Below are 612 nucleotides of genomic sequence, written 5' to 3'. Positions count from 1 at the left end.
CGGCCACACGCACGCAGCAATCGTGCATGTGGATTGCGATCTCTACAGCTCGGCACACGACGCACTGACCTTGATCGCACCGCGTCTGGTGCAGGGCAGTGTGCTGCTGTGCGACGCCTACGATCTGTTTCGCGCCGACAACCGACAGGGCGAACGCCGGGCGCTACAGGCATGCGCGGACCACGTCGGCATCGCATTTGAGCCCTGGTTTGCCTATGGCGCCGCCTCGCGCGCTTTTCTGTGCCATGTACCGACGCCTGCATCCGCCGCGCAGCCATGATCGCCGCGCAACGCATGCGCGCGGGGTTCGTTGCCGGCGCAGTGCTGTATGCGCTCGGTCAGGGCTGCGCGCTGCTATTCCAGTGGCTCTTGCTACGTCGGTTCGGCCTGCAGGGCTATGGCGACGTAGGGCTGGCGCATCTTGGCTTGGTCACTGTGCTGTTCCTGGCCGATCTGGGCTGTGCCTCGCTCTTTCTCCGCGAGGATCCTGCGGCACCTGGCTGGAACGCGCGTTGGCGCCAGGCGCTGTGGCACCGCTTGCTCGCCACCGTGGTGCTGGATCTGCTGTGGATCGCCGGCGTCTGGTGGTCCGGTCGCGGCCAAGGCGAAGGG

The 612-nt window shown here is 66.5% G+C and carries 2 pseudogenes; both read left to right on the top strand.

Annotated elements, in window-relative coordinates:
• Positions 1-280 (top strand): annotated as a pseudogene (locus tag CSC70_RS14075) (TylF/MycF/NovP-related O-methyltransferase); the annotation flags it as partial.
• Positions 277-612: pseudogene (locus tag CSC70_RS14070) on the top strand (hypothetical protein); the annotation flags it as partial. The pseudogenes CSC70_RS14075 and CSC70_RS14070, both read left to right, overlap by 4 nt.

The sequence above is a fragment of the Pseudoxanthomonas kalamensis DSM 18571 genome, from assembly GCF_010211745.1.
GTDB lineage: Bacteria > Pseudomonadota > Gammaproteobacteria > Xanthomonadales > Xanthomonadaceae > Pseudoxanthomonas_A > Pseudoxanthomonas_A kalamensis.
This window is presented reverse-complemented; position numbering and strand designations above follow the sequence as displayed.